The sequence below is a fragment of the Priestia sp. 179-F W1.4 NHS genome (assembly GCF_045369295.1).
Classification (GTDB): domain Bacteria; phylum Bacillota; class Bacilli; order Bacillales; family Bacillaceae_H; genus Priestia; species Priestia zanthoxyli.
In genome coordinates this window covers 1,796,897-1,823,274 of the sequence record NZ_JBIQFF010000001.1, presented here as the reverse complement: position 1 = coordinate 1,823,274, position 26,378 = coordinate 1,796,897, and the positions used below count along the sequence as shown (strand labels likewise).

Here is a 26,378-nt window from a genome sequence, read left to right as displayed (position 1 = left end):
ATTAACTTGAGCTCTCGTCATCATCGGGTATCTCGTCTACCTTTTCTACTTTGACTAGACCTTTCGTGCTATATTCAAGATCAAAGTATGCTTTGACGATATCCCCTTTTTTCAAATTACTTGGAATCGGTTCATTTAAATTTTTATCGGAAAATTTAATGCCCGTTCCTTCTTTTGTTGTTCCGCTGTATGTACCATTTTCGATTTTTTCAATAGTAATATAATACACTCGATATTTGTGCGCTTCCTCGTCGCCTTTCGCTTTTTCTTTAACGGTTTCTTGTTCAGGAAGCTTACTCAGTGTTTCTTGGGCCTGTCCAGAAGTCGGCTCTGCTGATCGATTTATGAATTGCATCACAACTAACACTAAACATATAACTACTAAAACTAATAATAATATCTTTTTTGCTGATAAAGACAATGAACTGTGCCTCCTTACACCTTTATGTATATCATGCTGCACACAAGAGATTATACACGATAAAGGATTAGAAATTGGAATAAATTCTATAAAAATAGTAAAAATATGAGAAAGTACCTAGAATTTTTTACGCTTTTCTGCACTTTTTTGAGATAGAAAAGAAATTTGGTACCTTATCCTTAAATTGTAACTGATTCACTTCATTTTCGGAAAGAGTTTTGCCCATTTTGTCGTAAAAAAGTCATAATAAGAAGGAATATCACACCATATTGTCGAACGTATGTATATACTTATAATGAACTGCCGAACTGCTTTTCTCTACCCTCATTGTTGAGGCAATATGGCAACTGAAACAGCTTGCTGTTAAATTCAGATTACACATCTATACTCAGGAGGTGGAATGCAAAATGATGTTTGCACTTATTGTTGTGGTTGGTATCGTAGCACTTGGCGTAGCTAGCTTCTACGTCATTAAGCGGCCTCAAGGCGCTGTTGATCCTGAGGATCGCAAACCGCTTGTTTCTGTAAACGGACATGTTAAATTTGCAGAAGGGATTAATCAAATTTCCATATCTAAAATTGACATGTACGATCAGCGTCTTGTTATCAATCAAGTAGCTATTATTCCATTTAACCGTATTCAACGAGCAGAATTTTCAAAGGTTGTCAAAAATGAAAAAGGCCTTCACGGAGCTCCTGTTCAACGCTATTTCGGTGAACTAACTATTCATTTCACAGACAAGAACGGGCAAGAAACCTACATTCGCTGTGAAACACCGAAAAAAAATCAATTTCACCTCATCTACCAGTACGATTTAATGAAAAGACAATTAAATAAGCGTCTTGGTCTTGAAGATCAGCAGCCTTACCTTACTCTCCAAGAACCATACGAACTATAAGAAAAAACCTCCCTTTTTCACATATTATTTCACTTCCCTGTACATACTAGAAGCGAAACTGAAAATGGGAGGTCATTCCAATGGATTTCGTCCGTTTTTTGCAATATTTTTGTTCAATCGCTGGCGCTCTATGCTTAGGGTTTACCTACTATCACATGTTCAAGCGTGACGCTCCGGTTAAAAAAGAAGAATCACAGCAAGGTGGAACTGACTGAAGTTCACCTGCCGTGATTCTTCTTTTTATTTATATATTATTTCTTTTTAGCCCAACAATAATTTTTGGTAAGTACATTTTTAATAATATTCCATAGCATACAAATAGAATTGTAGGAATAATAATGAACTTTGAAAAAAGTAAAAATGCAGTAATAGACAAAGTTATAAAAATAATAAGAAAAATAACTAAGTGTTTCATGCTAGACACTTTTTGGTTATTAATAATATCAGCGATACCAACTAATATCATTAAGAAACATATGTAATCTATTACACCTTGTATCAAATAATATTGTTTGACAACAGATTCAACAGTTGACATAGCAGACGTGAGATATAGTAGCATAAATGAAACTACTACAGTTAATAAAGTCAACAAGAAAGGTATAAGCACAGGTGAAAGCATTGTTCTAAATAAGTGACCAAACGACCGAGATATACTTCTTTCACTTAAATAAGAGAAAGCATTAGGTTGGTTATATTTAAGGTTATTTCTCTCTGCACTCAATCTTTCGACGAATTCCCCGACTTTTCTCTTTTCTATTCCAGTACTGAAGCTTCCAACCTCCTTACTTAGATCATAAGATAAATACGGATAAGCAGCCTTTAAACTCTCTTCTAATTGAGTAAACTCTAATTCATTTATTAAGAATCTATTTAGTGCATATTCCAATTCTAGTAAAATTATTAATACCTCACTGTACTTTTCTCTTTTATAGTTTTCACTATTTAGTAATTGAGTTCTGAACTCTTTGTACAACCATATTCCGATTAATGCTATTAATAAATAAGTAATCAATTGCACATAATTTTTGCCAAATAATTGGTCTACACTATTTAAAACAATTTTTACTAATTCATTCATTTAACGTATTACTCTCCTCCTTACATAAAAAAAACTTATAGCCACTTCCATAAATTGAGAAGTGGCTAATTCATTTATTACTTTGATTATTTTAGAAACTTCGTAGATTAAACTGTTTATTAAAACGCCCAGTTCCCTTTTCTAAACACAGGCTCGCTTGTACCGTCAGCTTTGATGCCGTCGATGTCCATTTCAGCTGAGCCAATCATGAAGTCAACGTGGGTGATGCTGTCGTTTGCTCCGTTTTGTGATAGCTCTTCTTTAGACATCGTTTTTCCGCCTTCTAAACAGAAGGAATACGAGCTGCCGATGGCTAAATGGTTGGATGCATTTTCGTCAAACAGCGTGTTGTAGAAAATGATGTTTGACTGAGAAATTGGCGATTGATGCGGTACTAAGGCTACTTCTCCTAAGTATTTGGCACCTTCATCTGTTTCAATTAGGTGCTTTAACGTTTCTTCGCCTTCTTCTGCTTTTACATCCACAATTTTTCCGTTTTCGAATGTTAGCGTGAAGTTTTCAATTAAGTTTCCTGCGTAGCTCAGCGGTTTTGTGCTTGTTACTTGACCATTTACGCCGTCTTTTTTTGGAAGTGTAAATACTTCTTCTGTTGGCATATTGGCCATGAACGAGTTACCCTCTTCATTAACACTGCCTGCGCCCACCCAAATATGTTTGTCAGGAAGTTCAATTGTTAAATCTGTTCCTGGCGCTTTATAGTGAAGCTTAGAAAATCTCTTTTCATTTAAAATGTCTACTTTTGTATGTAATGAAGCATTATGCTCTTCCCATGCGGCCACTGGATCTTCTTGGTCTACGCGCACAGATTTAAAAATAGCTTCCCATAGTTTTTCTTGCTGCTGTTCTTCTGGAACGTCAGGAAATACTTTAGCTGCCCAGTCTTTCGAAGGAACAGCTACGATGGACCAGCTGATTTTATCAGATTGGATCGCTTCACGGAATTTTTTCATTGCTTTTCCACTTACTTTTTGGAACGCAGCAATACGTTTGCCGTCTACTCCTTTTAGTAAGTCAGGACCGCTTGAAATTACAGATAAAACAGCGCCTCCGTTTTTCACAAGCTCTTCTCTTGCCTGAGCTTTCCAAGCAGGAAATTCATTAAATACAGATTCATCCGCTTTTTCATATTTCAAACGAACTAAATGATCGTCATGCCAGTCTACATCAACAGACTTTGCTCCGGCTTCGTACGCTTTTTTCGCAATCTCACGAACAAAATCAGCGGAAGAAATATCAGCATTAATGTTTAATACTTGCCCTTTTTGAATGTTTACACCGACTTTTACAGCTAGCTCGGCGTACTTTTCAATATTGCGCTCAAACTGTTCCATAATTTATCTCCTTTACGTATATATTCTAACAACTTTATTGTATCATGAATAAAACATCAATTAAAAATCCTAGCCTATAGTTTACATAATATAATTACGTTATTTTACAGATTATTATATAGAAAAAGTTTGTTCTCTAAGAATCAGAACAAACTTTTGTCTTTCACAGATTCCGTTTTGTAGCCGAGCCGCTCCGAAATGTTCTTGCCTATATCAACCATGCGTTCTTGAAGGTACGTTAATCGCTCATTGGTCATACGCATCGTAGCACCGGAAATGCTGACTGCAGCAACGACTTGACCAAGGTGATCAAAAATAGGGGCTGCGATGCAAGTAATTCCGTATTCATTTTCTTCTAAATCCAGCGCATATCCCTTTTGCTTCACTTCTGAAAGTTCCCGGAGAAAGCTTTCTTCATCTGTAATGGTGTGATCGGTATGAGCTGGTAAGCCTTTTCTTTCAAGAATGCTTGTTACCGTGTTAAGCGGTAAAAAAGCTAGGATAGCTTTACCAACAGACGTACAGTGCATAGGCGCTCTTTTCCCCACTTTTGAGTGCATGCGCAGCGTCTGATTTCCTTCTAGCTTTTCAATATACACTACTTCACCTTGATCGTAGACAACAAGATGAATAACTTCATTTGTCTCACTTTCAAGTTCTTGCAAAAACGGCTTTGCTTCCGTTCGTAGATCAATCGAATCTAAAAGCTTTGAACTTACTTCTAAAAACTTATACCCAAGCTTGTACCGCCCGCTTTCTTGATCTTGTTCAATATAGCCATACTGAGCAAGAGTAGTTAGAATACGGTATACGGAGCTTTTATTAATGTCCATTTGCTTTGCAATTTCTGTGACCCCTACCCCTTCTCTTTCCATGCTGACAATTGTGACAATGTCCAATGCCCGGCTTACAGACTTAACCATATTTTCTCGCTCCATTTTTCCTCTCTCCTCTATGTGTCATTTTACTGCCGGGCATTTTTTATCACTTTTATACGTTTACACGTTCTTTCTCTGCAACAAACGGATTTTGGAGGGTCCCAATTTCTCGGATGGTGCATGCAATAACATCGTTTGCGCTCACCAGCTCCGCGCCGACCGGACTTCCTGTTAAAACCACATCTCCCGGCTTAAGGGTCATAACAGTAGATAGGTAAGCAATCATTTCTCCAACCGAAATAATCATTAAATCTGTCGAGCTGTTTTGTTTTTCAACGCCATTTAAAAACGCTTTTACATGAATGGACTTAAGATTAAGCTCTGTTTCGATTACGGGGCCAAGAGGCGTAAATGAATCAAAGGATTTTCCAATGGTCCAGTGCCCGTCTTTATGAAAATAATCCGGAGCCGTTACATCGTTTCCAATTGTATAACCAAATATATAGTCCTGTACGTCTTCTACTGCGATGTTCTTCGCTTCTTTTCCAATAATAACTGCAAGCTCAGACTCAAACTTGACGTGCTTAATGGCAGTTGGAATGACAATGTCTTCGTTTGGACCAATCACAGAGGATGTGGGCTTAAAAAAGAAGACAGGAATAGAAGGCATTTCTTTTGGCAGCTCCGACTTTGCAGCTGCATAATTAGCGCCTATTCCAATAATTTGATTCGGCTCTAAAGGAGCCAAAAGCCTTACTTCATTTACTGAAAAAGTCTGTCCTGTATAGTTCCATTTCTCAAATATATTTCCTTCAATAACGCTGATCGTATCTTCTTTTAGTACACCTGTATGACGGCTATCTTGTACAGCGAACCTTACAAATTTCATGACATAGCTCCTTTTCCCATTTGCTTTGTTTTAATAAGGATCGTAGGTAGTCAGGTTCTTAAGATGTAAGTACAGCCTGCCATCTCTATGCTGACAGGCCGTTTTTTTTACTGTTTTATAGCTGCTTTTGCCTTTGCTTCGATACGACGGCGGTGTAAAATGGGCTCCGTATAGCCGTTTGGCTGATCATAGCCTTGAAATACTAAATCGCAGGCTGCCTGAAAAGCAATGGATGCGCTGTAGTTCGATGACATTGGCTGATACAGAGGATCATTTTCATTTTGTTGATCCACTACTTTTGCCATTCGCTTTAGCGTTTCCGTTACTTGTTCCTTTGTACAAATTCCATGATGAAGCCAGTTGGCTACGTGCTGACTGGAAATACGAAGCGTTGCCCGGTCTTCCATTAGCCCTACATTATTAATATCTGGTACTTTTGAGCACCCTACTCCTTGGTCGACCCATCTTACTACATAGCCGAGTATTCCTTGAGCGTTGTTGTCTAGCTCCTGCTGAATTTCATCTTTGCTCCAATTTGGTTTTTCGGCCACAGGAATTTGCAAAATGTCATCTCGTAGATCGGTAGACTGAGTAAGCAATTCGTTTTGAACATCTCTTACATCAATTTGATGATAGTGAAGAGCATGAAGCGTTGCTGCGGTTGGTGAAGGCACCCATGCCGTATTCGCTCCTGCTTTTAAATGCCCCACTTTTTGTTTCAGCATTTCGGCCATCATATCCGGCATTGCCCACATTCCTTTTCCGATTTGAGCGCGGCCTTGGAATCCGCTTGCTAACCCTACATTTACATTAGACTGCTCGTAGCCTTGAAGCCATTTAGACGCCTTCATATCATTTTTACGAATAACAGCGCCTGCTTCCATAGAAGTGTGAATTTCGTCACCTGTTCGATCCAAAAATCCAGTATTAATAAACGCCACTCGGTCTTTTACTTCTTTGATGCACGCTTTTAAATTAAGCGTTGTGCGGCGCTCTTCGTCCATTACGCCAATTTTAATCGTATGACGCTCAAGCCCTAGCATATCTTCAATTGAATTAAATAACGTGTTGGCAAAAGCCACTTCTTTGGAGCCGTGCATTTTCGGTTTAACGATATAGATAGAGCTCTTTTTAGAATTTTGATACGTACCGTTTTTAAGCAAGGTGTGTTTGGCAATTAAACTAGTAATCACGCTGTCTAAAATACCTTCATATATTTCTCTTCCATTTTGATCCAAAACAGCGCTGTTTGTCATTAAATGCCCGACGTTTCGAACAAACATAAGCGAACGGCCAGACAGTGAAATCTTTTCCTTGTCAGGAGAAATATAGATACGGTCTGGATTTAAACGCCTTGTCATGTTTTGACTTCCTTTTTTAAAAGTAGACGTCAAATCACCTTTCATTAATCCCAGCCAGTTGCGGTAAACGTCTACTTTGTCTTCTGCGTCTACTGCCGCTACTGAATCTTCACAGTCCATAATCGTCGTAAGAGCTGCTTCCATTAAAATATCTTTTACACCCGCATCGTCTGTTTTTCCAATCGAATCCGTACGATCAATTTGAACTTCAAAATGCAGGCCGTTGTTTTTGAATAAAAGAGCATCAGGGCTTTCTTCTTCTCCTTGATACCCTACAAATTTATCTTCTTCCTGTAACTCTGTTAAACTCCCATCGTTTAATTGAGCAACAAGCTTTCCATTTTCAAGACTGTACTGAACCACTTCTGCATGAGAAGACTGAACGAGCGGAATAACTTCATCAAGAAAATTCTTTGCAAACGCAATAACTTTTTCTCCTCGAATTGGATTATAAGAACTCGTGCGCGAAGCTCCATTTTCTTCACTGATTGCATCAGTGCCGTAAAGTGCATCATAGAGACTACCCCAGCGTGCATTAGCAGCGTTAATAGCATACCGAGCGTTATTCACTGGTACCACAAGCTGTGGTCCCGCTTGATAGGCAATTTCGCTGTCTACTCCTTCTGTACCAATAAGAAAATCTTCTGCCTTGTCTTCTAAATAGCCAATTCTCGTTAAAAACGATTTGTATTCGTTAAAGTCACCGTCAGGATTTTCTTGATGCCATGCATTAATTTGAGCTTGAAGCTGATCACGCTTTTCTAACAAACGTTTATTTACGGGTGTTAACTCAGTTACTAACGCTTCAAAATCAGACCAAAAATTTTCTGTACTTAGGCCGCTGCCCGGGAGAGCTTCCTCATTAATAAATTGATAGAGAACTGGAGCTACTTTCAGATTTCCAACTTGTTTGTAGTTTGTCACCGTCTGTTTCCTCCTCTTACTTCTTTACATTTTTAAATTTGGACGCGCTTTCAATTCTTTTTGCCAAAATGGTTAAGACGAACATATGCGGTACTGTTTCTTATTACAAAACAGCGTTTTATTTTTGTTAAAAAAATCATATCATCGAGCGAATGTATTTTCAAGAATTTTCTAAAAATAACCCACTTTTTTCTTTTCTTTTTTGACTTCAGCGCAGCGGCTCGGACTTGGAAAAAGCTTTCCTGCATTTAATAGATTTTTAGGATTAAATACTTCTCGTATATTCGTTTGTGCTTGAATTTCATCTTCATTAAAAACAAATCGCATTTCTTCCTTTTTTTCAATGCCCACACCGTGTTCCCCGGTAATCGTTCCTCCTACTTCTGCACATACTTGCAAACATGCGCTTCCGGCTTCGAGTGCTTTTTCAGTTTCCCCTGGCTTTCTAGCATCAAATAATACAAGCGGATGCAAGTTCCCGTCTCCAGCGTGAAAAATATTGGCAATACGAAGGCCTGCTTCTTCGCTAATTTTGTTGATTCGCTTCAGCACTTGAGGCAGTTTACTTCTTGGAATAACGCCGTCTTGTACGAGGTAGTCAGGGGATATAGCTCCCATCGCTCCAAATCCTGTTTTGCGATTTGCCCACCACCTGGCGCGCTCTTCTTCACTTTCAGCTACTTTCACTTCCCGTACGTTTTGTTTTTTGCATACGTCTAAAATACGTATGATTTGCTCTTCGATACCGGCTGAAATGCCGTCTACTTCAATTAATAAAAGAGCTTCAATATCTCTAGGGTGTCCGACTGGAAACGCAGCAGCTTCCACTCCTTCAATGGCGGTTTTATCCATCATTTCAAGCGCAGCGGGCACAATGCCGGCTGATATAATGTCGGATACCGCTTGACTGCCGTCTTCTACGCGGTCGAAATAGGCAAGTACCGTTTGTTTGGCTTCGGGGTTTTTCAAAATGCGCACCGTAATTTTTGTAACGATTCCTAACGTCCCTTCTGATCCTGTTAAAAGTCCTAATAAATCATATCCCGGTTCATCTGGAATACCTTGCTTGCCAAGTTCAATCACATCTCCATTTGGAAGCACCACCTCTAGCCCTAAAATATGGTTGGTAGTTACGCCATATTTTAGACAGTGTGCCCCTCCCGCGTTTTCCGCTACATTTCCACCAATGGTGCAGCAATACTGACTCGAAGGATCGGGTGCATAATAATATCCTTTTTCAGAGATTGAATTAGTTAACTTAAGATTAATAAATCCGGGCTCTACAACGGCACGTCTGTTTTCATAGTCGACGCTAAGCAGCCGCTTCATTTTTACTAAACTAATAATCACTTCGTTATTAAGCGGAATCGCTCCTCCGCTCAGTCCTGTGCCTGCTCCTCTTGCAAGAAAAGGCAAGTCATGTTCATTGCAGTATTTAACAATGCTAGAAACTTCTTTCGTATTTTTAGGAAATAACACCGCTTTAGGCAAGTGTCTGTGAATAGTAAACCCATCGCAGTCGTACGCAAGTAAATCTTCTTTGTGATACAAAATAGAATGAGCATCTACTAGTTGAGAAAGATTTTTCACGTGAAGATCTTTTATTCTATTTTTCTTCAACACGATGCGCTTCCTCCTCTTCTTTTTGATAAGCCCACTCCAAAAGCTGTACCGTGTGAACAATTTGCTGACTTCGTCCATATTTTTTCACTCCTACTGCCATCTGCAGCATACATCCTGGGTTTCCCATTGAAATCATTTCTACGTCAGGGGGCACATTTTCCATTTTACTTTGAAGCACGGCTCCCGCCATGTCAGGGTTTGTTAAATTATAAATTCCTGCGCTTCCACAGCATCTGTCTGCGTTAGCCATATGAACCATTTCAACTCCCGGAATAGAAAGCAAAATATCTCTTGGTTCTTCTCTAATTCCTTGACCATGAGCTAAATGACAAGCGTCGTGATACGTAATGCGCGTATGCAGCTTCGCCTGCGGAGGGCGATATCCCGTATCATGAAGGTATTTTGAAATATCCTGGACTTTTTTAGCAAAGACTTCGGCTTTTTCAAGCCACTCTTGCTCTTCTTCTCTAAATAGTTCAGGATACTCTTTTAACATGCAGCCGCAGCCCGCAGCGTTTACAATAATGGTATCGGCATGCTGAAACGCCTCTATATTTTTTTTTGCAAGCTGCCTTCCCATGTCTCGGTCTCCTGCATGAACGTGCAAAGCACCACAGCACGTCTGAGAATGAGGAATAACAACGTCGTTTCCGTTTCTTCTTAATACATTAAGAGTCGCTTCGTTAATATCACTGAACATGACGTCCATAATGCAGCCCGTTAAAAAAGCAACTTCGGCTTTTCTTTCGGCTTTTGCTTTTAGAACGCGTTCTTTTTTATATTTTTTTCGAACAGAACGGGTAATTTTAGGCATTACATGTTCCATTTCTGCTAGATGTGTTGGCATCATATTTAACATGCCTGTTGTGCGAACCATTTTTTGCATCCCGCTTTTTTGATACAACTTTAATAGACTTGCTGCAACTTCTAAGCGATGGGAATGAGGAAAAAGTTCCTTTAGAAAAAACTTGCTGATCATTCCTTTCCATCCCGTCAAAGGCATCGCCTGACGAATTTGGCCGCGAGCTTCTTCAATGAGTCCGCCAACGTCTACATTTGCAGGACAAGCAGTTGTACAGGCACGGCAGTCCAAACAAGCAAATACAGGATCTGTAAACTGTTCATTCACGCTTATCTTTCCTTCTGCTACCGATTTGATAAGGTGCACGCGTCCTCTTGGTGAATGCTGTTCTTGCCCCGTTATTTCGTAAGTAGGACAAGACTCCAAGCACATTCCGCAGTGTACACAATCCGCCCATTTTTTTTCGTCTGGCGCGTCTTTCCACAAATAATTGCTAACGCTTTGACATGGAGCATCTTTGATATCCGCTTTCGCTGAATTCACTTAGATTCCTCCTATAAATCGTTTATAGTTAAGCACATTTTTAGCGTCCACCTTTGCTTTAATTCCTGCTAGTAACGGAAAATGAGAAGGTTTTTCCCCCCACACATTTACTTTTTGACGCAGTATAAAAGGCAAATGTTTAACCACCACATATCCTCCGTACGTTTTAGCCGTTTCAGTAAATGAAGTGATAACGGAAAGAATGGCTTCTTCTGAGCCCTTTATGTAGACTGAGCAAAGACCGTGTCCAACTCCTCCATGTGCTTTTATCAGCATGGGAAGGGACGTTTTTAAAGCAGTACTTTTGTTTATCACGTCGAGTACATTTATATTTGGTACGCCGACTTTTAAAGTGGCTTCCGTTTCTTCTTCGGAAGAACAAAGTGCACCATTTGGACTAATGTTACTAAAAAATCCCCAGAACACCTCGGCTTCTTTTTCCTGCAGTACTTTTAAAATCGTATCAGCAGGCTGAATACTTTTGATGTAATTCTCTTGATAATGAACGGAACTTTCCACGTCTTCAAAGCTGATTACAAGCGTAAACAGATGCTGCCCTATTACATCTTCAGCTAGAGAAGGATTTAATAATTCCAAGGAAACGGGCTCTATCATGGAGTCTAAGACTTTGCTAACAAACGCATGAATTTCTTCGATGTTGCCCTTTGAAAAAGAAAGAAAAAGAACGCTTTGATACTTGGGCAGCGGACGCAGCTTTAACGTTATTTCGGATATAACGCCGAGCGTTCCTATTGAACCAATAAACAGCTTATTCATATCATAGCCAGCCACGTTCTTGACCACTTTTCCCCCTGAACGAACAATGGTTCCATCTGAATATACGACTCTCATACCGATTACTGCATCTCGAGCTGATCCATAAGACAAGCGCTTTGGGCCACTTTCATTCGCTGCAATAACTCCGCCGATTGTAGCGTAGTCTCCTAGAGCTGGATCAAGTGAAACTTGCTGATTGTACGTTTTTAAATACGTTTGCAGCTCTCCAAACGGCGTACCAGCTTTTACAGTAACCGTCATATCGCCTACTGTATGTTCAACAATTCCGCTGTATTCAGTCAGCGAAAGCAAAAGATCTGCTGTGTCTATAAGCCCGCCAAAGCCTTTTTTGGTACCGTTCCCTTCAATGACGACTTTTTTTCCGTGTTCCGCCGCATACCTTAAAACGGCTGCTATTTCTTGTTCTGAAGTTGGCTTAACATGCACGGACCCGTTATTTCCAAGGAAGTGATTCATATGCTGTTCTTCAAGTGTGGAAGGATGAGATAAAATGGATTTTAAATGACCTGGAAGTTCTAACGTACTCAATAAATTGACTCCTCTCGTTTTGTAATAGCAAACAACGTTTCACTAATAACATACAGAAGTGCCATGTATAATACGACTGAAAGTAGTAGATTAATAAGAAGAATAATTAGTAGAATAGATGAAAAGATATATTTTAAGCGCTTACAATCATTTAATCACCTATTCTTGGGATTTTCAACCAGTATTTTCTTCTTATCAACAAAAAAATGTCCGTTCTTTAGAAAAAAAGTTTCTTTTAGTACTTGCCTATCACGAAAGTATTAGAATATAATGTAAGCGAATTCATTTTTACATAAGTCATCAGATGACCTTATCATCGTAGTTTTAATGGTTTCGTTTTACTAAATTCGTAGTTCACTAATTTGAAAATGAGGTGTTAGTTATGACATGGACACAGCAGTTCACTCCTGTAGGAAACAGCGTCATTTGGTCTTCATTAATCGCTTTGATTCCTATTCTTTACTTCTTTTGGGCTCTGGCTATTAAACGAATGAAAGGTTATATGGCTGGGATTACAACCTTACTGGTCGCACTTGCCGTTGCGATGCTTGCCTATAAAATGCCGGCTAGCATGGCTTTTATGTCAGCTAGTCAAGGAGCTGTATACGGTATACTGCCGATTGGATGGATTATCATTACATCCGTTTTTCTTTACAAACTAACTGTAAAAACCGGTCAGTTTGATATTATTCGTACCTCTGTCGTATCTATTACAGAAGATCGCAGACTTCAAGCTTTGTTGGTTGCTTTTTCGTTTGGGGCTTTTCTTGAAGGTGCTGCTGGTTTTGGCGCACCTGTTGCGATTTCAGCAGCTTTGCTTGTAGGCCTAGGTTTTAATCCGCTGTATGCCGCTGGCTTATGTTTATTAGCAAATACAGCACCCGTTGCTTTTGGTGCAATCGGTATTCCTATCACGGCTATGGAGGGTCCTACTGGAGTAGCGGCAATGGAAATCTCTAAAATGGTAGGCCGCCAGCTTCCTTTTATTTCTGTATTTATTCCGCTATATTTGGTTTTTGTAATGGCTGGATTTAAGAAAACAGTAGAAGTACTCCCTGCTATTCTAGTATCCGGCGTCTCTTTTGCTCTTACCCAGTTTGTCAGCTCTAACTTTTTAGGACCTGAACTTCCCGATATTTTATCGGCACTCGTTTCACTTTTTGCGCTCGCTATTTTCTTAAAATTCTGGAAACCAAAAACAACGTTCCGTTTTCAATCTGAAAAAGCAGCACATGAAGTAGCCTCCGCTTCCGCTGAGCCAAGAAAAACTCAAGATCAACCCTCATTCACGGGAGCTCAAATTGCAAAGGCGTGGTCACCTTTTTTAATTTTAACGATCTTTATTTCCATATGGGGAATTCCTCAAATTAAAACCGCTTTGACGGGACATTATGAAGGAGCTAACGCTTTTTTGGGGGCTATTAATTCCATCGGACATTATTTAACGTTTATGCCAGAAGTACCTTGGTTAAGTAATTTAATTTTAAATGGAAATGGAGAACCGATTGCGGCAGTGTACAAGTTAGAATTACTAGGCGCTGCCGGAACAGCTATCCTGTTGTCTGCTGTTGTCACAAAATTTATCGTCAACATCTCTTGGAAAGACTGGTTTATTACGTTTAACGAGACGTGCAAAGAATTAGCGCTGCCGCTGCTTACGATTATGTCCGTTGTTGCATTTGCTTACGTGACAAATGCTTCTGGAATGAGTACAACCTTAGGACTGCTATTAGCTAAAACAGGCGCGTTATTTCCCTTTTTCTCTCCTGTACTCGGCTGGCTTGGTGTTTTTATTACAGGATCAGATACATCAGCCAACTTATTGTTCGGCAACTTGCAAAAAATCACGGCTACGTCTATTGGAATGGACCCGCTTCTTGCGCTTGCAGCAAACTCTTCTGGGGGAGTAACCGGTAAAATGATTTCGCCGCAGTCCATCGCCGTTGCCTGTGCTGCGGTTGGGCTGGCAGGAAAAGAATCCGATCTGCTTCGTTTTACGGTGAAGCACAGCTTATTTTTACTGCTGATTGTCTGCCTACTAACATTTTTACAATCTAGTGTATTATCGTGGATGATTCCTTAATCAAAAAAGCTTCCGCAGTTAGAGGTGAACCTCTGCACGGAAGCCTTTTTCTTTTAGTTAAGATCGATTAATGGCATATACAACAAATAAAACTATGTCTAGCAAAATCATGACAACACCGACAAGCAGCCAGATGTTTCCTTGCGTCTTTTTCTCTCCTTCTTGCATTTCAAACGCTCGAATAGCAAATACAATTCCAAGGGTAAACACGAGAAAAAACAGCTGACGGTAATCAAAAAACGACAGTACGACAAAAATTAAAGTGAAAAACACCATAATCATTTCTAGGATCCGATAAGGCTGCTTTTGACATGCTAATAATAGTTTCATTTCTTGACCTACTTTCATCCCGTTTCTAATAGCGTTATTTTACTATTAATTTTAAATGAGATGTTAGTGTTTCGGGCACTGTTCACTGTTTTGTAACAAAAAAAGCGTACGTTAGCTAAACGCACGCTTCTCCTTTTATTCATTTACATTTGGATTCATTGGATTATCCATCCCTGTTTTATCTTGAATTTTTTTATAAATAAAATACGTGTAAATGGCAATTAAAATAGAGAATGCCCACGTAACGGCCTGACGGAATACAATCATGTTCCCGTACCCTTCTACTCCGTACTTTTGAATCAATACGTATTTTACAATTGCTAAAAATACATAGCGACCTGCGAACAGTACTGTAAGCCAGTTCATCATTTTGAATAAATCAGGCTGGTGGAAGAGTTTTAGAGAGTCTTCTCGCTTATAGCCCATTAAGTACGCCGTATCTACAAAAAAGTACAAACCAATTGGCTTTTTTATCACAATGGTAAAAAGGACAACTACAGCCAGTCCAATCATAAAGTATACTTGATTGTTTAACATCGTCGCTGCGTTTCCTGAAATTAAATCAATAATGGTACGTGCCAGCAGCGTAATGACAATAAACAATCCTGTTACGTTAAACTGGCGATCTTTAATAAATGTATAAATGGTATACACAAACGCTGGTGCTGTTGAAAGCAAAATGGCATAGTAATCACCAATAATGTCTTTTCCCTGATTCCATATTAGGTAAGGAATAGCGATATAAAAAAGTAAATCAAACCATACTCGTTTTGTATTGTTCATATATAACTCCTTTAAAAACGTTGTTCCTGCTATTATATGGGATGCTACGCAAGAAAAAAAGGCTTTTACCTGGAATGTTATGAAATTTTAATCATTTATGTTTAGATCCAAAGCGACAGGGAAAACGATTTTTAGAAAGACTTCAAGAATTATAAACATCGAAACACTTGAGCAGCAATACATGTGCCACAAGTGAAAAATGCTGAAAGGATTGATTCATTATCGCACTTCACCTAACGTACACGTCAGAAATGGAAAAGGCCATGCAGCTTTCTCACGGCGTGGGGTATGCTGAATATAGCCGTAAACTAGACAAACGTCTACAGGTGGAAAAAGAACGGGAAAAAGATTATCAGGCTAGCAAAGATATACTTCGTGATATTAACCAGCATCGATAATAAAAAGCCGCTTGCTACCAAGAGTAGCAAGCGGCTTTTTATTTACAAATGAACCAAAATTATACATAATAAGGACGTGCGTGTATCAAAGAAAGGAACTTACTTATTATGATGGAAAAATTACTGATTATTTGTGTATTTGTAGGAATTATTCACATGATTGAAACACTAGCCTACTCTGTGAGAATCGCGGGCTTGAAAACTGGAAAACTAGTCGTAGCCCTATCTCTTTTTAATATTATTGTCATCGTTTCAAGAACAGCTAATATGGTGCAAGCTCCGCTGACCGGCAAATTAGGAGATGCGGTCCAGTCTAAAGAAGATTTGTCCCTTCTACTTCAGCAGCTTCAAACTATCTTGCTCGCGGCCTCTATTGGGACAATCGCAGGTGCTCTTTTAATTCCTAGCTTTGTATCAATCTTCTCTCGCATGATTTCACACTTAGAAGTAGCAGGATCTGTACCCAAAATGATGAAAAACATTACTTCCATATATACCCTTGAGAAAGCAAAAAAACACGTGAAGCGTCCTAGGTGGATTATGCTGTCTCAGCTGCGAATAGGCGGAGTGCCCAAGCGATTGCTTCTTTTAAATTTAATGGCTACGACCATTTATACAGTAGGTGTTCTTTCCACTCTTTATGCTTCTACGCTCGAGCCTACTCTTTCTAAATCGATTCTGATGTCTTCTGGTCTTATTAACGGACTAGCGATGATTACCCTTGCAGTGTTTGTAGATCCGCAAGTAGCCATTCTAACTGAAAAGGTAATGAAAGGTGAATCGACTAAGCAATCTATGAATAAAATGGTTGGTACACTCGTCATCTCTCGTTTATGCGGGACAGTATGTGCCCAGATTCTCTTAGTCCCCGCTGCTCTTTATATCGCTTGGATTTGTAAATTAATTCCTTAGAAAAAAGACTTCGTTTCAGAAGTCTTTTTATACATATTCTACTTTTTTGTATCTATAAACAGCAGCAATTAAAAGAAGAAAGCAGCTTACTAATGTAACAACTACGGTATAGGTGACACTTTGTGACCAGTGCAATTGTTCAAGTATACGACCGGCGTATTGTGACAGCGCTGCAGGACTCCACTTTAATTGATTCGTAAACAAAGTACTTAAAAATGAAAGTGACGCAATAATCAAAATGCTTACTCCAGCAATTCCTCCGCTTTGTAAAAGAAAGGTTCCAGCTGCCACTAGCACGGACAAGATAAAAATCAGCCACAGGCTGTATAAAAGAAAGCTAACTATCATATGAGTCCAATCCACATGTGAAAATAAAAGATTTGTATAATACCACGCTGCTATATAGCTTATAAACATTGAGCCAATAACCAGTACGATTTGCGCAGCCCATTTACTCATAATGTATTGAATGACACTCACCGGTCTCATCATAACAAGTACAGCCGCATGATTTTGTCGTTCATTTGAAATCATATTCATGCTTGCCAGTACAATCAATAAGATTCCTATTGTGCTATATTGTGAAAGGACACCTTGCAATACTTCTTGACCGCTTGGCGTAGGAAGTTGAATAATTGCTCCTTTTGGCAAATTTCCTGCCATGTCAATGATTTGTGGCATATAATAATTCGTTAAAGGCTGTGTGATGCCTAGCAAAAGTAAAGAGACGGGCAGCCAAATTCCTTTGCCGTTCGCAAATAATTCATGCAGCTCCTTTTTAAATAAGACTCCAAATGTGTTCATTTATTCATCACCTCTAGATACACGTCTTCAAGAGAATGCTGTTTTCGTTCAAATAAAACAAGATTTGCTTGTTGATCAACAAGCAGTTGAAGCAGCTGTTGCTGCTGAGATGTATCTTTTAGACTTACAGTGGCTTTATAAGGAGAATGAAACAGCACCTGTTCACTTGGCAGACTGCTAAATGATGCAGGGAGCCTTTCTTCTGTTTCAATCGTAAAAGCAGGAGCCGCAAACTCTTGGCGCAGCGAACTCTTTGTTCCATTCCATTTCATGCGTCCGTTTTTAATCATAATCATGTTATCGCATATTTGTTCTGCATCATGCAAAATGTGAGTTGAAAAAAGGATGGTCGTATCTTTTTTTAATGTTTCGATAATCATTAGGACATCTTTTCTGCCTTCAGGATCCAAAGCCGAAACGGGTTCATCTAGAATTAGCAGTTCAGGTTTATGTAACAAGGCTTGAGCTAAGCCCAAACGTTGTTTCATTCCTCCAGAAAAGCTTGCAATTTTCTGCTTTTCCTTTCCTTTTAAACCTACCGTTTTAAGTACTTCATCTATTCGTTGAGAAAGCACATTCTTTGAAATGTTAGATAAAAGGCCTAAAAAAGTTAAATACTGCTGAGGCGTCATCCAATTAAAAAACGTAGGATGCTGCGGCAGAAAGCCAATAAATGATCGTACGTCTTGATGCTGTTTATTTTCAAAAGAAATTTTCCCTTTATTAGGTGCAGTAAGACCTGCAATCATATGCAAAGTAGTCGTCTTACCTGCACCATTAGGGCCTAACAATGCTGCACATTTTCCTTTATCGAGATTAAATGAAAGGTTATCTACAACGGTTATATTACGGTACGTTTTTGTCAGTCCTTCTACTTGCATAAACATCTTCGCTCCACCTCACTGTTTTTTACGTCCTAAAACAAAATATAAAACGGGGCCAACTGTACTTACACATAAAATGATGAGTCCCCATAGCCATTTTGGTCCGTTTGTCTCTTCTTGCTTTATGCAGCTTATTAACGCTGGAATCATTAAAAGCAATTGTAAGAATAGAATTGGAGCAATTAACAACCAGTTAATGTCCTTCATTTACATCCCCCTTTTTCTTCGTGCTGGAAGCCAAATAATAAAAAACCAATAAAACAGCGTTGGCATTGGAATTTGAATCAGCCCCCATATTCCCCAAAACCATGGATGAGCGCCGCGTTTTTTTGCATTGATAAAAAGTAGAAAGCTTTGAAGAAGGAGAAATGGTGAAATAAACAGCACAATAATCCATTTTTCATTCATTATAAAAACATCTCCTTTTTTCGTTTATAGTGAAAAACGATAAAAGAAAGAGGCGCAACAATGATGCCAATTACCTCAATGGCGATAAATAAGGCAGGTATTTGTAAAATAGCCGTCGCCATTACTGTTAAAATAACAAGTGCTGTTAATGTAAATAAGCATAACTCTTTCCGAAAAGCCTTTTTCTGCTTTTGTTTTTCAATAAGAAGTTGCTCTTTAATGACACGAAGAGAAATACGTTCATGACTTGCTAAACTCTCTAGCTGCTCCCAATCTTTTTTTAAAGAATGCAAGGACTGATTGTCATTTTCTTCTCTCATTCTTTCCACTCCTTTCTCAGTATGTTTACTCCTTTATTTACTCTTGATTTGACCGTTCCTGCTCGCATATTCAGCATATGGGCAATCTCATCGTATGTATATCCGTAATAATGTCGAAGCAAGACAGGAATTCGAAAGCGCGAATCGAGTTCATTAAAATCGGAAAACATCTCGCTCCACTCCACTCCTTTGTATTTAGCTTTCCACTGAAGCTGATGCGATAAAGCCTGCTTTATTCGCTGAAGACTGCTTTTTTCACGTTTTTGCTTACGCAAATAATCCATGTACAGTCTTGAAGCAATGGATATCATCCAAGTCGAAAACTTTGCTTCATTTTTGTATGAAGAAAGATTCACGTAACACTTCATCATTGCTTCCTGACACAATTCACTGCATAAGTCCTCATCTAATGTCAGCTTTAAAAGGTATTTATATAAAAATGAATGATAGCGCTGAAATAATAATGAAAAGGCATCATCATCACCTTGTAATGCTTTTTGGACAAGGATGAAATCATCTTGTTCCAAAGCGGTCACCCCTCCTTTTTGTTTCATCACCTATATGACGCTTGAGCGATTGAAATCGTTCATTTTTTATATAAAAAAAACGCCCCGCAGGACGTTTTTATTTAGTACGAAGCATTTTTAATCCTTCTTCATCTTCTTCTAATGAATAGACTTCATCGTTTTTAGCGAATAAAACACCGTGGAAGATTTGAAGATCATCATCACAGGCCTCGCAAAATTCCTTTTCGCCTTCGTTCCAAAAGCTAAAGAGCGCTAGTTCATCACTTCGCACGCTTGCGTATTTTTGATGAAATTCATAAATCATCATCGCGTAGTAGCGAAGCGCTTCTTCTTTTTTTTCAAATTCAATGGTTTCAATAATATCTTTTTCCCAGCCTTCTAAAAACAGCCAAGGTTCACAATCACTTTTTATTTTATGAACTCTCCATTTATCTGTCATGATTGAACATCTCCTTACTTACAGCTTACTTCTAAAAATTCTCTTTTCTTTATTATTCAGCAAAAATAACTTTGAATCAAGTAAAACGGAAAAAAACGCCTATTTTAGGAAATAGGCGCTAACAAGTTGGCTTAATCTGAACTTCTTTTTTATATTAGTAATAGCCCCTTAAACTATAAGGAACTAAACTGCCCGTATAATACTGGGTAACAGGAGGAAAAACGCCGGCTGAAGGCGTGATTTTGCCCCACCAAGATGGTTTTTTGCCCCACCAGTTATCCATCGCTCCATCAGGTGACACGACAAATCCAATTGGACGTGCAAAAGAAGGCATAAAATACGGATAAAACGAATACTGAAAAGGCGTGTAGAAAGAAGAGTAAAACATCTCTTTCCTTATCCGTTTCCGAAGCCGTTTTGGTCAGAACCATCCGGATCGAGCGTATTTGTATTAGAAAGTCCCGAATTTGTATTTACACAAATTCCTGTATTTGAAGACCCTGAACCTTGCGCAGTTTTACTGTTGCTTTTTGGAGAAACATAGTACGTGTCGCCAAATGTAACGACTCCTCCTGTAACATTTGGAATCACTACATGATTAATAACAATCGGCATTATCCTCACCCTTTTTATTTTCATCGTGATGTAATATATGAATGATTTATCAAAAGGGTTATAAATTAATGGATATAAATAAAAAATCCCCCTGCAGAGTGGGGTATTTTTACGCTTTTACCTCTTTTTTAGAATGACTTAATTCATCTCGAAGAATATCAAAATCTCGTTCTGCTACTTCTTCAATTTTAGTATACAACTCATTCTCTGTTAGAAGTCCTTTTTCTTCAAGTATTTCGACAAGAGCCTTAAACTTTATTCTAGATAAAAGCATTTCATTTACCGTGCTCTCTGTTGGACGTTCATTTTTCACTTGTTCTTTTTCTTTAACAGGTTCTTGCTGCAGCTTCACTCTGAAAACAATATTTGTATGATCTGTAATTTCAGGTGACTGATAAAATGTGCTATGCGAAATGTTTTTTAGTGTTAGCGTTTCTTTTGTCTCCATATTTGTTACTTCAAAGTACGGATCCTCAAAAAATGCATCATATTTATCATAAGCTGCTTTGCCTACAACCGAAAAAGAAAAGTTTAGCCTTTTCAACTTTTCACCTGTATTCGCATCAGTAATCATTTTTTCTTCAAACATATCAACGTGAAAATTTACGTTATTAATCATTAGTTGTGTCAATTCAATCGCCTCCTTCTTTATTAATACGACACGGAGTGACAAGTTCCCTGTTTTTTTATATAAAAAAACATCTCCCAAAAATGGGGATGTTTTTCAAGGAGCTAGAAAAATGCTTTTTTTAGCTTTACAATTCTTCTTCTGCTTTGTCATATTTGCGTTCGTGTGCCGTATCTTCTTCGTTATCACGAATGGTTTTTTGGAGCACAAAAGCAGACATCGTTAAGTATAATGTTCCAACGGTATAATAACCTTTTACCGGTAATGATGCATCTAAGGTATAAATTCCTATAAACATAGCTAATAGTGCTGTAATAAAAGCTGTCCATGCTAAAAATGTAAAAGCTGCTGTATTACGCTTTTTCATCGTATGACCTCCTCTTTTCCTTTTTCTGTTAAGCGTCGCTTTCATTTTACATTGTAAAATAATTGTTGTCATGGGTATTTATAGTCAGTTACCCTTTTAATCAGAACAAGAAACGGAAGAATTTAGGTCTTACATCCTATTTTTATCATAAAGCTTTTTTTCGAAATGATGAGATATATGGAATTTCTCTTTAAAAGTATGTTCATTCGTTTTCATTAAGGAAAGCTCCATTTAATTATTGCAATAAAAAAATCATCGCCGAGACGATGATTTTTTTGTTTAGCCTTCAAAGTATTCTTTATAAAAGCCGCCGACTTGGCCAGTGTTATCAACAACAAAATAAAATTCTTCTGTTTCGTTTTTTACATCATATGTTTTTCCTGCTGTTAAAACATTTTCAACCACGAATTTTTTTGCATCTGTATGTATGCATTTTACTTGTTTAATTGTTGGACGATCGTTCCATTCTAAATGAATCATGTATGTACACTCCTTTGTTTTCATTCAAGATTCATTTTATCTTACTTGAAGTAAAAAAGAAACGGAGCGAATTTAAAAATTAAAAAATTCGCTCATGCACTTTTTTTTTGGCAACTGTTGCTTGTACAAACTGTGCCGTTTGTGCAACAATTGTGTCTTTATCAAAATCCATCGACGCAACATGGTAAGAGTTTCGAAGCATGTGCTGTCTTTTTTCTGCTGATTGAATATGGTTTAAGATATAAGCTGAATTCTCAGGCGGTACTACGTTATCAACGGTTGATGTTAGTACTAAAGCCGGGCATGTTACATAAGATAAGCGTTCTTTTGTTTCGTCCATTAAAGAAAGCAGCTCACGCATAGAGCGCACTGGTACTTTGTCATACGTAATTTCATATACGTTTGGATCCTTAATATCAGGATGCTCTTCTTTTAAATAACGAGGCGTATGACGAGAGCGGTAAGGCTCCATTGAAGGAATAGACGTCATAGCCGGATTGATTGCAATAACTCCGTCAAGATCTAATCCTTGACTTGCTGTATGAAAGGTGAGAGTGCCTCCCATGGACTGACCTAAGATAAATACATGACGGCATTCTTGCTTCAAACGCTGATACCCATTTAAAAAGTCCTGCTTCCATTCCTCGTACGTTGTTTGTTCAATATCATAGTAGTGAGTACCATGTCCCGTTAGTCGCAAACCGTACACAGTAAAACCTTTTTTAGCTAATTCTTTTCCGATATATTCCATACTTTGAGGAGTCCCCATAAATCCATGAGAAACAAGTATACCAATGTCGTTGCCTTTATAATAAAAAGATTCTGCGCCTTGAATTACGTCATAACGTTCCATTTTCTTCACCCTTTATCACAAATTTTCTGACTAAATGAACTACCTTTATAATACACCTATAATTCCTATAAGTCAACTGGGTTATTTATTTTTTTACGATTCAAAAAGAACGAAGCAAGAATTATCTCTTGCTTCGTTCTTTTTGAATATGTGGAAATACTAGCTCAGCAAACGTATATGCTTCTTCTAGATGCGGGTATCCCGATAAAATAAACGTATCAATTCCTAGCTCTTTGTACTCTTTTAAACGATCCGCTACAATTTCAGGACTTCCAACAAGAGCGGTTCCAGCTCCTTCTCGTGCTAAGCCGATTCCAGCCCATAGATTCGGAGCAATCTCCAGTGCACCTCGATCTTTTGTGCCGCTGTGCAAACTTGACTGTGTTTTTTGGGAAGTGGAGTCAAATGACGCAAACTTATCTTGAAACGCTTTGATCGTATCATCATTAACATGTTTAATTAATTTATCTGCAGATTCCCACGCTTCGTCTTCCAATTCTCTTACAATAACGTGCAGTCGAATACCAAAGCGAATGTCTCTGCCTTCTTTTGCAGCTTTTTCTTTCATCTCATCAATTTTCGTCTTGATCACTGCAGGAGGCTCTCCCCATAACAAATATACATCTGCATGCTTTGCGCCTACTTCTTTGCCCGCTGGAGAAGACCCGCCAAAGTACAGCGGAGGATACGGTTTTTGGACAGGAGGCGACGGAATGTACGCACCTGTTACATCAAGATGTTCTCCTTTATAGTCCACTTTTTTTCCTTCCATTACATCTCGCCAAATCGTTAAAAATTCATCTGTTAACTCGTAGCGTTTATCATGGCTTAAATAGTTGCCGTATGTTGCTTGTTCCACGGGATCTCCTCCCGTCACAATATTTAACATAAGTCGGCCGTTTGATATTTGATCGAATGTCGAAGCCATCCGTGCTGAAAGTGTGGGAGACATTACACCCGGGCGAAGTGCAATTAAAAACTTCAGTCGTTTCGTAACGGAAGCAAGTGCCGATGCAATCACCCACGAATCTTCACAATTTGAACCAGTAGGCAACAAAGCACCGTCATATCCTAGATAATCTAGCCCGTGTGCGATTTGCTTTAAGTAGTGAATATCACTTGTTCTACTTCCTTCGGTTGTGCCTAGATAATGTCCGTCCCCTGCTGTAGGGAAAAACCATAAGATGTTCATTTCCATTTCCTCCTAAATATTCTCGTATTCTATATAAAGCGTTTTCATATTATTTGTTCAATTCTTGTCCGCTAATTACAGAGATGCATTTGTATATTAGCGTATGTAATACTACTCTTTTTATTTATTAAATTAGTAAAATCATAATACCTGTTTAACCTATATGTCAAGTATGAATTGAAATAAAAAAACAAGAATTAAAAATAATTCTTGTTTTTTTATTTCCTCATACGTGAAGCCATCGCATTAGCAAGAGTTGATTTTGTTGATATATTTTCAAACGATAAACCTAAATGAGAAGCGGTAATTGCGATTTCAGGACGTACCCCAGAGATAGTTGATTCTACGCCTATTAATTTTAAGGCATCAATTAGCTGGAAAATCTGATGAGCAACCATCGTATCAACAATAACCACTCCTGAAATATCAATATAAAGGTGATTCACTTGCTGTTCAGCACAGCGAGTTAGCGTATTTTCTAAAATTCGGCGCGCTCTTGCTGTATCGATATCCCCAACAAGCGGAAGAATCGCAATATGATCGCTCAATGGAATAACTGGGGAACTCAGCTCGTTAATCAGCTCTTTGTGTGCTTCAAGCAACCGTCTTGAATGCTGATGGTGCTCTTCAACAAATTTATAAACGGTGATATCAAACACGCGTACAATCAATTCGTTCCATTCGTCTAGTTCTTCTTGCGTAATATCTTGGTCATACGCTTCTACAAATTGATTTAAATATGTTAAATACTGTTTTCTAACTCGGAAAAATTCTCGAATAATATAATGAATAGGCGTTCTTACATGCTCTCCGTCTTCCGCAATCTTTAAAATCCACGTTTCAAATGAATCAAAAAATTCTTTTTCACTTTTTATAAATACATCGGCTATGTATAAATGAAATTCATTATTTTGACCTTTTAATACTGAAATGACTTCCGGATGAGTAGATGCATAAACCGATTCTGGGTCATTGTCTTCAAGGCTTTCATACCATTCTTCCGTCAGTTGATCTGCATGTTTTAAGAAAAACATTCGAAGTGCTTCATTTTTATTCAAAACAATTCCCCTTTCCATACGAGCTACTACTATCATTATAATTCAACTTTTTCCCCCTTACTAGTTTTATAAAAAGAGGAGAAAGAAAATTTTCAAAAAAATACGTTTAGTTTATTGATTTTATGCTACATTGAAAATGGCTATAAAAACACGAAGGAGTTTTCAAATGATACGAACGTTAGCTCTTATGAACGATAACAAACTTGTGAAACATATACAATTAGATCAGATTCACGACCCCTCTATTCAGTACTGTTGGATTGACTTTAACTGCCCTTCTGAAGAAGAAGCGCTGCTGCTTCAATCATCCTTTCACTTTCATCCGTTAGCGATTGAAGATTGCTTTCATTTTCTGCAGCGTCCAAAACTCGATTATTATGAAGGATACAGTTTTTTTGTCCTTCATTCGTTAAATCGGCAAACGTTAGAAGCTGAAGAAGTTGATCTTTTTATCGGCGATAATTATATGGTTACTTTTCATTTTCACCCGTCAGCTGCAATTGATAAAGTATGGGAAAAGCTGCTTCATACACCTTCGATTCAAGAAAAAGGAATAAGCTACCTTGCGTATTCTGTGATGGATAAAGTGGTAGATGAATATTTTCCCACTGTATATCAAATTGAAGATGAGCTGAATGATATAGAAAACATAGACGCAAAAAAATCAATCTCTGTTTTAATGGAAGATGTATTTAAACTTCGAAGTGATTTGCTAAAAATCAGAAGAACCATTTTGCCTATGCGCGATTTATTGTACCGTGTTATAAATTCTGAACGCTTAGATGTTCATCCTGAACAAAAAAGGTATTTTAAAGATGTCTATGACCACTTATTAAAATTAGCCGATATGATTGAATCAAACCGGGAAATGACGTCTGATATGCGCGATAATTATCTTTCTCTTAATTCAAACCGGATGAATTCAATTATGATGACACTGACTGTTATTTCATCTATCTTTATTCCCCTTACCTTTATCGTTGGCGTATACGGAATGAATTTTGAAAATATGCCTGAGCTAAAGTGGCACTATGGCTATTTCTTTGTGCTTGGCTTCATGGGATTGATAACGCTTGGTTTAATTCTATGGTTCAAGCGAAAAGGCTGGTTTAATGCTGATAAAGAGTAGAAAGATTGAGACATACCGAAATCAATCCAATGTAAAGATGAATAAATTGGATAAGTGAGCTAGTGCTAT

32 protein-coding genes are annotated in these 26,378 nt (G+C 38.2%); 6 read left to right on the top strand and 26 right to left on the bottom strand.

What is annotated here, in order from left to right:
• Position 1 precedes the first annotated feature (1 nt).
• Entirely contained in the window at positions 2–421 is a 420-nt protein-coding gene (locus ACH0CI_RS09910; RefSeq protein WP_028412901.1) for a hypothetical protein, read from the bottom strand.
• A gap of 407 nt (positions 422–828) precedes the next feature.
• On the opposite strand from ACH0CI_RS09910, the gene ACH0CI_RS09905 reads away from it, so the two are divergent.
• Both ACH0CI_RS09905 and ACH0CI_RS09900 read left to right on the top strand, forming a co-directional pair.
• Positions 829–1,320: a hypothetical protein gene (locus ACH0CI_RS09905; RefSeq protein WP_028409022.1), complete on the top strand. Its 492-nt coding sequence runs from the start codon at positions 829–831 to the stop codon at positions 1,318–1,320.
• An 80-nt stretch (positions 1,321–1,400) separates the two neighbouring features.
• On the top strand, positions 1,401–1,535 hold the full coding sequence (locus tag ACH0CI_RS09900; protein WP_013083673.1) for a hypothetical protein: 135 nt from the start codon (positions 1,401–1,403) through the stop codon (positions 1,533–1,535).
• A gap of 29 nt (positions 1,536–1,564) precedes the next feature.
• Here ACH0CI_RS09900 and ACH0CI_RS09895 read toward each other — a convergent pair whose 3' ends face one another.
• The 8 genes from ACH0CI_RS09895 to ACH0CI_RS09860 all read right to left on the bottom strand — a co-directional run bounded on the left by ACH0CI_RS09895 (position 1,565) and on the right by ACH0CI_RS09860 (position 12,099).
• The gene (locus ACH0CI_RS09895) at positions 1,565–2,401 is read right to left on the bottom strand and encodes a hypothetical protein (RefSeq protein ID WP_406901335.1); all 837 of its coding nucleotides are present in this window, start codon (positions 2,399–2,401) and stop codon (positions 1,565–1,567) included.
• A 119-nt stretch (positions 2,402–2,520) separates the two neighbouring features.
• Positions 2,521–3,753 (bottom strand): aminopeptidase, encoded by a 1,233-nt coding sequence (locus ACH0CI_RS09890; RefSeq protein ID WP_034268925.1) that lies wholly within the window; start codon positions 3,751–3,753, stop codon positions 2,521–2,523.
• Between the two features lie 143 nt (positions 3,754–3,896).
• Positions 3,897–4,691 (bottom strand): IclR family transcriptional regulator, encoded by a 795-nt coding sequence (locus ACH0CI_RS09885; RefSeq protein ID WP_034268928.1) that lies wholly within the window; start codon positions 4,689–4,691, stop codon positions 3,897–3,899.
• 52 nt (positions 4,692–4,743) lie between these two features.
• Positions 4,744–5,520 carry a fumarylacetoacetate hydrolase family protein gene (locus ACH0CI_RS09880; protein ID WP_335707277.1) on the bottom strand — a complete coding sequence of 259 codons (777 nt, stop codon included), beginning with the start codon at positions 5,518–5,520 and terminating at the stop codon, positions 4,744–4,746.
• Between the two features lie 107 nt (positions 5,521–5,627).
• Positions 5,628–7,805 (bottom strand): malate synthase G, encoded by a 2,178-nt coding sequence (locus tag ACH0CI_RS09875; RefSeq protein WP_406901334.1) that lies wholly within the window; start codon positions 7,803–7,805, stop codon positions 5,628–5,630.
• A gap of 171 nt (positions 7,806–7,976) precedes the next feature.
• Positions 7,977–9,428 carry an FAD-linked oxidase C-terminal domain-containing protein gene (locus ACH0CI_RS09870; RefSeq protein WP_406901333.1) on the bottom strand — a complete coding sequence of 484 codons (1,452 nt, stop codon included), beginning with the start codon at positions 9,426–9,428 and terminating at the stop codon, positions 7,977–7,979.
• Positions 9,412–10,773 carry a (Fe-S)-binding protein gene (locus ACH0CI_RS09865; protein WP_406901332.1) on the bottom strand — a complete coding sequence of 454 codons (1,362 nt, stop codon included), beginning with the start codon at positions 10,771–10,773 and terminating at the stop codon, positions 9,412–9,414. Before ACH0CI_RS09865 ends, ACH0CI_RS09870 begins: the two co-directional genes overlap by 17 nt.
• Complete coding sequence (locus ACH0CI_RS09860; RefSeq protein ID WP_406901331.1) at positions 10,774–12,099, bottom strand: FAD-binding oxidoreductase; 1,326 nt, start codon at positions 12,097–12,099, stop codon at positions 10,774–10,776. It lies immediately after the preceding gene.
• A 382-nt stretch (positions 12,100–12,481) separates the two neighbouring features.
• Here ACH0CI_RS09860 and ACH0CI_RS09855 point away from each other — a divergent pair, with 382 nt between their 5' ends.
• Positions 12,482–14,182, top strand: a complete 1,701-nt coding sequence (locus ACH0CI_RS09855; RefSeq protein ID WP_406901330.1) for an L-lactate permease — start codon at positions 12,482–12,484, stop codon at positions 14,180–14,182.
• A gap of 57 nt (positions 14,183–14,239) precedes the next feature.
• On the opposite strand, the gene ACH0CI_RS09850 is transcribed toward ACH0CI_RS09855, so the two are convergent.
• Entirely contained in the window at positions 14,240–14,512 is a 273-nt protein-coding gene (locus ACH0CI_RS09850) for a hypothetical protein (protein WP_223260190.1), read from the bottom strand.
• Positions 14,513–14,647: 135 nt separating this feature from the next.
• Positions 14,648–15,295, bottom strand: a complete 648-nt coding sequence (locus ACH0CI_RS09845) for a VC0807 family protein (RefSeq protein WP_043981572.1) — start codon at positions 15,293–15,295, stop codon at positions 14,648–14,650.
• A gap of 251 nt (positions 15,296–15,546) precedes the next feature.
• On the opposite strand from ACH0CI_RS09845, the gene ACH0CI_RS09840 reads away from it, so the two are divergent.
• Both ACH0CI_RS09840 and ACH0CI_RS09835 read left to right on the top strand, forming a co-directional pair.
• Positions 15,547–15,693, top strand: coding sequence for a YuzK family famiily protein (locus ACH0CI_RS09840; protein WP_014459567.1), 147 nt, complete (start codon positions 15,547–15,549; stop codon positions 15,691–15,693).
• A gap of 108 nt (positions 15,694–15,801) precedes the next feature.
• Positions 15,802–16,605 (top strand): lipid II flippase Amj family protein, encoded by an 804-nt coding sequence (locus ACH0CI_RS09835; protein WP_406901329.1) that lies wholly within the window; start codon positions 15,802–15,804, stop codon positions 16,603–16,605.
• Between the two features lie 27 nt (positions 16,606–16,632).
• Here ACH0CI_RS09835 and ACH0CI_RS09830 read toward each other — a convergent pair whose 3' ends face one another.
• From ACH0CI_RS09830 to ACH0CI_RS09760, 15 genes are all read right to left on the bottom strand, one after another.
• A complete protein-coding gene (locus tag ACH0CI_RS09830) occupies positions 16,633–17,409 on the bottom strand; it encodes an ABC transporter permease (protein ID WP_406901328.1) in 777 nt (258 codons plus the stop codon).
• Positions 17,406–18,296: an ABC transporter ATP-binding protein gene (locus ACH0CI_RS09825; protein ID WP_406901327.1), complete on the bottom strand. Its 891-nt coding sequence runs from the start codon at positions 18,294–18,296 to the stop codon at positions 17,406–17,408. Before ACH0CI_RS09825 ends, ACH0CI_RS09830 begins: the two co-directional genes overlap by 4 nt.
• A gap of 12 nt (positions 18,297–18,308) precedes the next feature.
• Positions 18,309–18,500, bottom strand: a complete 192-nt coding sequence (locus ACH0CI_RS09820) for a PLD nuclease N-terminal domain-containing protein (protein ID WP_013057569.1) — start codon at positions 18,498–18,500, stop codon at positions 18,309–18,311.
• A complete protein-coding gene (locus ACH0CI_RS09815; protein ID WP_063247752.1) occupies positions 18,501–18,701 on the bottom strand; it encodes a hypothetical protein in 201 nt (66 codons plus the stop codon). It abuts the gene before it with no gap.
• Positions 18,701–19,021 carry a YxlC family protein gene (locus ACH0CI_RS09810; RefSeq protein ID WP_335707269.1) on the bottom strand — a complete coding sequence of 107 codons (321 nt, stop codon included), beginning with the start codon at positions 19,019–19,021 and terminating at the stop codon, positions 18,701–18,703. The genes ACH0CI_RS09815 and ACH0CI_RS09810 overlap by 1 nt, the downstream gene beginning before the upstream one ends.
• Positions 19,018–19,575 (bottom strand): RNA polymerase sigma factor SigY, encoded by a 558-nt coding sequence (gene sigY / locus ACH0CI_RS09805; RefSeq protein WP_232217030.1) that lies wholly within the window; start codon positions 19,573–19,575, stop codon positions 19,018–19,020. The genes ACH0CI_RS09810 and sigY overlap by 4 nt, the downstream gene beginning before the upstream one ends.
• 70 nt (positions 19,576–19,645) lie before the next feature.
• Positions 19,646–19,987 (bottom strand): DUF1033 family protein, encoded by a 342-nt coding sequence (locus ACH0CI_RS09800; protein WP_013057574.1) that lies wholly within the window; start codon positions 19,985–19,987, stop codon positions 19,646–19,648.
• 154 nt (positions 19,988–20,141) lie between these two features.
• Positions 20,142–20,375: a hypothetical protein gene (locus ACH0CI_RS09795; RefSeq protein WP_028412882.1), complete on the bottom strand. Its 234-nt coding sequence runs from the start codon at positions 20,373–20,375 to the stop codon at positions 20,142–20,144.
• An 8-nt stretch (positions 20,376–20,383) separates the two neighbouring features.
• Positions 20,384–20,602, bottom strand: a complete 219-nt coding sequence (locus ACH0CI_RS09790) for a spore germination protein (protein ID WP_013083687.1) — start codon at positions 20,600–20,602, stop codon at positions 20,384–20,386.
• Positions 20,603–20,711: 109 nt separating this feature from the next.
• Entirely contained in the window at positions 20,712–21,233 is a 522-nt protein-coding gene (locus ACH0CI_RS09785; protein ID WP_335707268.1) for a hypothetical protein, read from the bottom strand.
• A 124-nt stretch (positions 21,234–21,357) separates the two neighbouring features.
• Positions 21,358–21,597: a YiaA/YiaB family inner membrane protein gene (locus tag ACH0CI_RS09780; protein ID WP_216890276.1), complete on the bottom strand. Its 240-nt coding sequence runs from the start codon at positions 21,595–21,597 to the stop codon at positions 21,358–21,360.
• A gap of 279 nt (positions 21,598–21,876) precedes the next feature.
• The gene (locus ACH0CI_RS09775) at positions 21,877–22,077 is read right to left on the bottom strand and encodes a DUF6501 family protein (protein WP_013057578.1); all 201 of its coding nucleotides are present in this window, start codon (positions 22,075–22,077) and stop codon (positions 21,877–21,879) included.
• 79 nt (positions 22,078–22,156) lie between these two features.
• Positions 22,157–22,930, bottom strand: coding sequence for an alpha/beta hydrolase (locus ACH0CI_RS09770; protein WP_335707267.1), 774 nt, complete (start codon positions 22,928–22,930; stop codon positions 22,157–22,159).
• A gap of 121 nt (positions 22,931–23,051) precedes the next feature.
• Entirely contained in the window at positions 23,052–24,122 is a 1,071-nt protein-coding gene (gene ssuD, locus ACH0CI_RS09765) for an FMNH2-dependent alkanesulfonate monooxygenase (RefSeq protein WP_406901326.1), read from the bottom strand.
• A gap of 218 nt (positions 24,123–24,340) precedes the next feature.
• Positions 24,341–25,216 (bottom strand): STAS domain-containing protein, encoded by an 876-nt coding sequence (locus ACH0CI_RS09760; protein WP_049165233.1) that lies wholly within the window; start codon positions 25,214–25,216, stop codon positions 24,341–24,343.
• A gap of 130 nt (positions 25,217–25,346) precedes the next feature.
• Here ACH0CI_RS09760 and corA point away from each other — a divergent pair, with 130 nt between their 5' ends.
• A complete protein-coding gene (corA, locus tag ACH0CI_RS09755) occupies positions 25,347–26,309 on the top strand; it encodes a magnesium/cobalt transporter CorA (protein ID WP_406901325.1) in 963 nt (320 codons plus the stop codon).
• Positions 26,310–26,378 lie beyond the last annotated feature (69 nt).

Excerpts from the sequence above, each read along its gene's own strand:
- ACH0CI_RS09905 (WP_028409022.1), top strand. The coding sequence starts at position 829 with ATGATGTTTGCACTTATTGTTGTGGTTGGTATCGTAGCACTTGGCGTA.
- ACH0CI_RS09900 (WP_013083673.1), top strand. The coding sequence starts at position 1,401 with ATGGATTTCGTCCGTTTTTTGCAATATTTTTGTTCAATCGCTGGCGCT.
- ACH0CI_RS09895 (WP_406901335.1), bottom strand. The coding sequence starts at position 2,401 with ATGAATGAATTAGTAAAAATTGTTTTAAATAGTGTAGACCAATTATTT.
- ACH0CI_RS09890 (WP_034268925.1), bottom strand. The coding sequence starts at position 3,753 with ATGGAACAGTTTGAGCGCAATATTGAAAAGTACGCCGAGCTAGCTGTA.
- ACH0CI_RS09885 (WP_034268928.1), bottom strand. The coding sequence starts at position 4,691 with ATGGAGCGAGAAAATATGGTTAAGTCTGTAAGCCGGGCATTGGACATT.
- ACH0CI_RS09880 (WP_335707277.1), bottom strand. The coding sequence starts at position 5,520 with ATGAAATTTGTAAGGTTCGCTGTACAAGATAGCCGTCATACAGGTGTA.
- ACH0CI_RS09855 (WP_406901330.1), top strand. The coding sequence starts at position 12,482 with ATGACATGGACACAGCAGTTCACTCCTGTAGGAAACAGCGTCATTTGG.
- ACH0CI_RS09850 (WP_223260190.1), bottom strand. The coding sequence starts at position 14,512 with ATGAAACTATTATTAGCATGTCAAAAGCAGCCTTATCGGATCCTAGAA.
- ACH0CI_RS09845 (WP_043981572.1), bottom strand. The coding sequence starts at position 15,295 with ATGAACAATACAAAACGAGTATGGTTTGATTTACTTTTTTATATCGCT.
- ACH0CI_RS09840 (WP_014459567.1), top strand. The coding sequence starts at position 15,547 with ATGGAAAAGGCCATGCAGCTTTCTCACGGCGTGGGGTATGCTGAATAT.
- ACH0CI_RS09835 (WP_406901329.1), top strand. The coding sequence starts at position 15,802 with ATGATGGAAAAATTACTGATTATTTGTGTATTTGTAGGAATTATTCAC.
- ACH0CI_RS09830 (WP_406901328.1), bottom strand. The coding sequence starts at position 17,409 with ATGAACACATTTGGAGTCTTATTTAAAAAGGAGCTGCATGAATTATTT.
- ACH0CI_RS09825 (WP_406901327.1), bottom strand. The coding sequence starts at position 18,296 with ATGTTTATGCAAGTAGAAGGACTGACAAAAACGTACCGTAATATAACC.
- ACH0CI_RS09820 (WP_013057569.1), bottom strand. The coding sequence starts at position 18,500 with ATGAAGGACATTAACTGGTTGTTAATTGCTCCAATTCTATTCTTACAA.
- ACH0CI_RS09815 (WP_063247752.1), bottom strand. The coding sequence starts at position 18,701 with ATGAATGAAAAATGGATTATTGTGCTGTTTATTTCACCATTTCTCCTT.
- ACH0CI_RS09810 (WP_335707269.1), bottom strand. The coding sequence starts at position 19,021 with ATGAGAGAAGAAAATGACAATCAGTCCTTGCATTCTTTAAAAAAAGAT.
- sigY (WP_232217030.1), bottom strand. The coding sequence starts at position 19,575 with ATGAAACAAAAAGGAGGGGTGACCGCTTTGGAACAAGATGATTTCATC.
- ACH0CI_RS09800 (WP_013057574.1), bottom strand. The coding sequence starts at position 19,987 with ATGACAGATAAATGGAGAGTTCATAAAATAAAAAGTGATTGTGAACCT.
- ACH0CI_RS09795 (WP_028412882.1), bottom strand. The coding sequence starts at position 20,375 with ATGTTTTACTCTTCTTTCTACACGCCTTTTCAGTATTCGTTTTATCCG.
- ACH0CI_RS09790 (WP_013083687.1), bottom strand. The coding sequence starts at position 20,602 with ATGCCGATTGTTATTAATCATGTAGTGATTCCAAATGTTACAGGAGGA.
- ACH0CI_RS09780 (WP_216890276.1), bottom strand. The coding sequence starts at position 21,597 with ATGAAAAAGCGTAATACAGCAGCTTTTACATTTTTAGCATGGACAGCT.
- ACH0CI_RS09775 (WP_013057578.1), bottom strand. The coding sequence starts at position 22,077 with ATGATTCATTTAGAATGGAACGATCGTCCAACAATTAAACAAGTAAAA.
- ACH0CI_RS09770 (WP_335707267.1), bottom strand. The coding sequence starts at position 22,930 with ATGGAACGTTATGACGTAATTCAAGGCGCAGAATCTTTTTATTATAAA.
- ssuD (WP_406901326.1), bottom strand. The coding sequence starts at position 24,122 with ATGAACATCTTATGGTTTTTCCCTACAGCAGGGGACGGACATTATCTA.
- ACH0CI_RS09760 (WP_049165233.1), bottom strand. The coding sequence starts at position 25,216 with ATGATAGTAGTAGCTCGTATGGAAAGGGGAATTGTTTTGAATAAAAAT.
- corA (WP_406901325.1), top strand. The coding sequence starts at position 25,347 with ATGATACGAACGTTAGCTCTTATGAACGATAACAAACTTGTGAAACAT.